Origin of the sequence: Thermovirga sp., assembly GCA_012523215.1 — a bacterium.
Classification (GTDB): domain Bacteria; phylum Synergistota; class Synergistia; order Synergistales; family Thermovirgaceae; genus 58-81.
The window spans coordinates 1-3,826 of sequence record JAAYIZ010000064.1; the positions used below are offsets into that span (position 1 = coordinate 1).

Annotated in this window: 5 protein-coding genes; 1 reads left to right on the plus strand and 4 read right to left on the minus strand. The window is 60.1% G+C overall.

All coding sequences use genetic code 11. From position 1 onward, the window contains the following. The coding region (gene thiT / locus GX108_02060) for an energy-coupled thiamine transporter ThiT (GenBank protein NLO55831.1) at positions 1–405 on the plus strand (405 nt) is incomplete at its 5' end. Between the two features lie 61 nt (positions 406–466). On the opposite strand, the gene GX108_02065 is transcribed toward thiT, so the two are convergent. From GX108_02065 to GX108_02080, 4 genes are all read right to left on the minus strand, one after another. Then, entirely contained in the window at positions 467–712 is a 246-nt protein-coding gene (locus GX108_02065) for a GlsB/YeaQ/YmgE family stress response membrane protein (protein ID NLO55832.1), read from the minus strand. A gap of 39 nt (positions 713–751) precedes the next feature. Continuing rightward, complete coding sequence (pssA, locus tag GX108_02070; GenBank protein NLO55833.1) at positions 752–1,495, minus strand: CDP-diacylglycerol--serine O-phosphatidyltransferase; 744 nt, start codon at positions 1,493–1,495, stop codon at positions 752–754. 1 nt (position 1,496) lies between these two features. Beyond that, complete coding sequence (locus GX108_02075; protein ID NLO55834.1) at positions 1,497–2,114, minus strand: phosphatidylserine decarboxylase; 618 nt, start codon at positions 2,112–2,114, stop codon at positions 1,497–1,499. Positions 2,115–2,120: 6 nt separating this feature from the next. After that, positions 2,121–3,826 (minus strand): DNA gyrase subunit A (locus GX108_02080; GenBank protein NLO55835.1); only part of this gene is annotated, 1,706 nt, incomplete at its 5' end.

Here is a 3,826-nt window from a genome sequence, read left to right on the forward strand (position 1 = left end):
GGATCCATAACGCTGGAGAACGTGCCCCTCTTCCTTTTCGCCCTCCGGTGGGGCCTGAAGGCGGGTCTCGGCGCTGGATCGGTGGCGGGCTTTCTCCAACTAATACTGGGCGGTTACGTGGTCCATCCCCTCCAGGGAGTGCTGGACTATCCCTTGGCCTTTGCCGGCCTGGCGCTGGCCGCCCTCTGGAGGAAACCCTTATGGGGAGGGCTTGCGTTGGGGACTTCGGCGCGACTTTTCTGCCACGTCCTGTCGGGTGTTATTTTCTTTGCAGCCTACGCGCCAAAAGGGACCAACGTCTGGCTCTACTCCATCGTCTACAACGCTTCTTTCATGCTGCCCAGCCTGATCCTTTCAACTATCGCCATCTATATTATTTGGCCCAGGCTCTCGAGAATGGGTTGACAAAAAAAGGCGGGGGCCGGTGCGCGGACCGGCCTCCCGCCTTCGTTGACACCCCAAAGGGTCATTTGCCTTTGAGGAGACCCACCAGGAACAGCAATACGATCGCCCCCGCAAAGGCCATGACGAGAGAACCGATAAAGCCCATGGGATAGATTCCGATGGAACTGAAGATGACCCCGCCGATGAAGGCCCCGATCACCCCAACCCCCAGGTTGCCGAAAAAGCCGAAGCCCCTGCCCTGCCACACCTTCCCGGCAAGCCATCCCGCGATGGCGCCCACCACAAGGTAACCGACAAGATGATTCATGGGACCCCTCACCTCCGGTCCGTGCTTGTCATTTTTATCCTAGGCATCTTCCTCCAGGAGGTCCTCCTCGTCCAGGACCTCTTCCAGGGAGAGCCACTTGCCCCAGTCGACCCCGGCGAAACCGCTGACAATATAGATCAGCATCCCCGCGAGGGGGGCTTTGTTCCTGAGGACCACGATCAGCATGAAGGCTGAGGCCCACAGGAAGACCGCCTTGTGCCTGTTAAGGTTGTGGGGCTTCAGGGCCTTGAGGTTCCCGAAGGGTACACTGGATATCATCAGGAATCCCGTCGCCGCGACCAGGACGGTCATGAGGTAGGGAGGGAGATGGATGCCCGCCACGACAAAGGAGACCAGGAAGTGGCCTCCAGCCGGGATGGGCAGGCCCTGGAAGGACCCGTCCACATGGTGAACGTTGAATCTCGCCAGCCTTAACGCCCCGCAGAGGGCGAAGAAGGCGGCCACGATAGCTCCCGTAACCCCGAAGAAACCCTTGAGGTAAACCGAGTAGATTATCATGGCCGGGGCCACGCCGAAGCTAACCAGGTCGGCGAGGCTATCCAGTTCCATGCCGAAACTGCTGCTGCCTCCAAGTTTCCTGGCCATCTTGCCGTCCATGAAGTCGAAGAACACGGCGAAGAAGACCAGCCACGAGGCCGGAACGAAATGGCCGTGGAAGGCCAGAACCAGGGAGAGCATGCCGCTGAGCATGTTTCCGCAGGTAATCATGTTAGGGATGAGGGTCTTCATTGGTACGGATTTTCCCCTACGTTCTAGGCTCATATCATTTTCTCACTCCTATCGCTGTCTTCCCTGCCTTGACCTTCGCCCCTACGGCCACGGCCGGTGAAATGCCCTCCGGAAGATACAGGTCAACTTTTGAGCCCAATTTTATCATGCCGAAGCGCTCTCCGCGAGAGAGGACATCTCCCTTTTTCCTGGAACAGACTATCCTCCTGGCCAGGAACCCGGCGACCTGGACGGTCATCCCCCTGCCGGACCGGGTCTCGAAACCCAGGTAGAATCTTTCGTTTTCAAGCGAGGCCTTGGGGTTGAAGGCCATCCATTTCTTTCCCGGCACGTACTCCACGAAGGTCACGGTTCCGTCGAAGGGCATCCTGTTCACATGCACATCCAGGGGAGACATGAATATTCCCACTACGGTGCTCCGGCCCGTAAAGGGATGTTCCGAAAAGCGGATCTCCGTCACCTTGCCGTCAGCGGGGCTCACCCAGGCATCTTTCTCCTCGGGAGGCGTCCGCTCGGGGTCCCTGAAGAACCAGGCAAGAAAAACCGCGACCGCTCCGGAAGCGCACCCTGCAAGAGCACCCAGGAACACGGCCGAAAGCACAGCCGCGGCGGTGAAGAACAGGACAGGTTTTCTGCCCTCGGAGGCGAGCATCGGCCCCTACTCTCCCTCTCCCTCGCTGATCCTGATGACACTGATATCGGCCACCATATCACCCTCGGCGACCTTTACCACCCTGTAGCCGGTGGCGGTCCTCCTCAGGGTGGAGACTTCGTCCACATCCATGCGGATGACCCGCCCCTTGTTGGTCATGACGATGATCTGGTCCTCATCCATCAGCCCCCAGGCTCCTACGAGCCGTCCAGTCCTGGAGGAGATCCTCATGGCCCGGCATCCCCCGGTGGCCCTGTGGTGGGGCATGAATTCGTCGAAACCGGTCCTCTTCCCCACGCCGAGCTCGCTGACCAGGAGCACCTGGTGCCCGGGCTTCACGATATCGCAACCAACCACGCTGTCATCCGGCTTAAGGCGTATGCCCCGTACGCCCCTAGCCTGGCGGCCCAGGGGCCTGAATTCGGTCTCGGAAACCCGGAGGGCCTGCCCCTTGGCGGTGACTATTAATACATCATCGTTACCGCTGGTGAATCGCACCCTCGCTATCTCGTCGCCGTCGTCCACGGAGAGCACCCTCCTGCCCGCCCGGGTCAGGTTCTCCAGTTCTTCGGCGGGGAGCCTCTTGGCCACTCCCCTGACAGTGATGAAGAACACGAAGCTGGCGCCGTGGAGGTGCCTGTCCTTCATGGCCACCACGTACTCGCCGTTCTCGAGGGAGATGAACTGGCTGGCGAGGCGTCCCTTGCCGGTTCTGGGCTCTGGGATGACGTACCCTTTCAGGGCGAAGACCCTCCCCCTGTTCGTGAAAAGGAATATATCCCTGTGGGTGGAGGAGACGGAGATGATCGCCGCCTCGTCCCCCACCTTCGGCGTGGCGCCCTTCACTCCCTTGCCCCCACGTCCCTGGAGGCGATACTGCTCAAGGGGCATCCTCCTCAAGAAGCCATCCCTGGAGAGAACCACGACGATCTCCTCTTCGGGTATCAGGTCCTCGATGGAGACCTCGTCCACGGCGTCGACGATGGTCGTCCTCCTGTCATCGGCAAAAACCCGGCGGACTTCCACCAGTTCCTCCCTGACGACCCCATCGAGGGTCGCGGGGTTGGCGAGGATGCTTTTGTACTTTTCGATGTCGGCTATGAGCCGAGTGTACTCCTCCTCGAGCTTGCCCTTCTCAAGGTTAGTGAGCCGCTGGAGTCTCATGTCCAGTATGGCCTGGGCCTGGGTATCACTGAAACCCAATTTTTCGATTAGCCCCGCCCTGGCATTGGAGGGATCCTTCGATGACTTGATGAGGGCTATGACGGCATCGATGATGTCGATGGCCCTGACCAGGCCTTCGACGATGTGAGCCCTTTCCTCGGCTCTCCGAAGGCGGAACACGGTCCTGCGGCGGATGACTTCCCGGCGGTAATCAAGGAAGAGCGTCAGCATGGCGAGCAGGGACATCTCCACGGGTCGCCCGTCCACCAGCGCGAGGTTTATCACCCCGAAGGTGGCCTGGAGAGGTGTTCTGCGGAAGAGTTGCCTGAGCACGACTTCGTGGTTGGCATCCCTCACGAGTTCCAGGACGACCCTGACCCCCCGCCAGTCGGACTCGTCCCTGAGGTCCGTTATGCCATCGATGGTCTTGGCCTGGACCCCCTTGGCGATGGACTCCAGGAGGGTCGTCTTGTTGACCATGTAGGGAATCTCGGTGATGACTATGAAGTCCTTCCCCTTGCGCCCCTCCTCGATATGGGCCTCTCCCC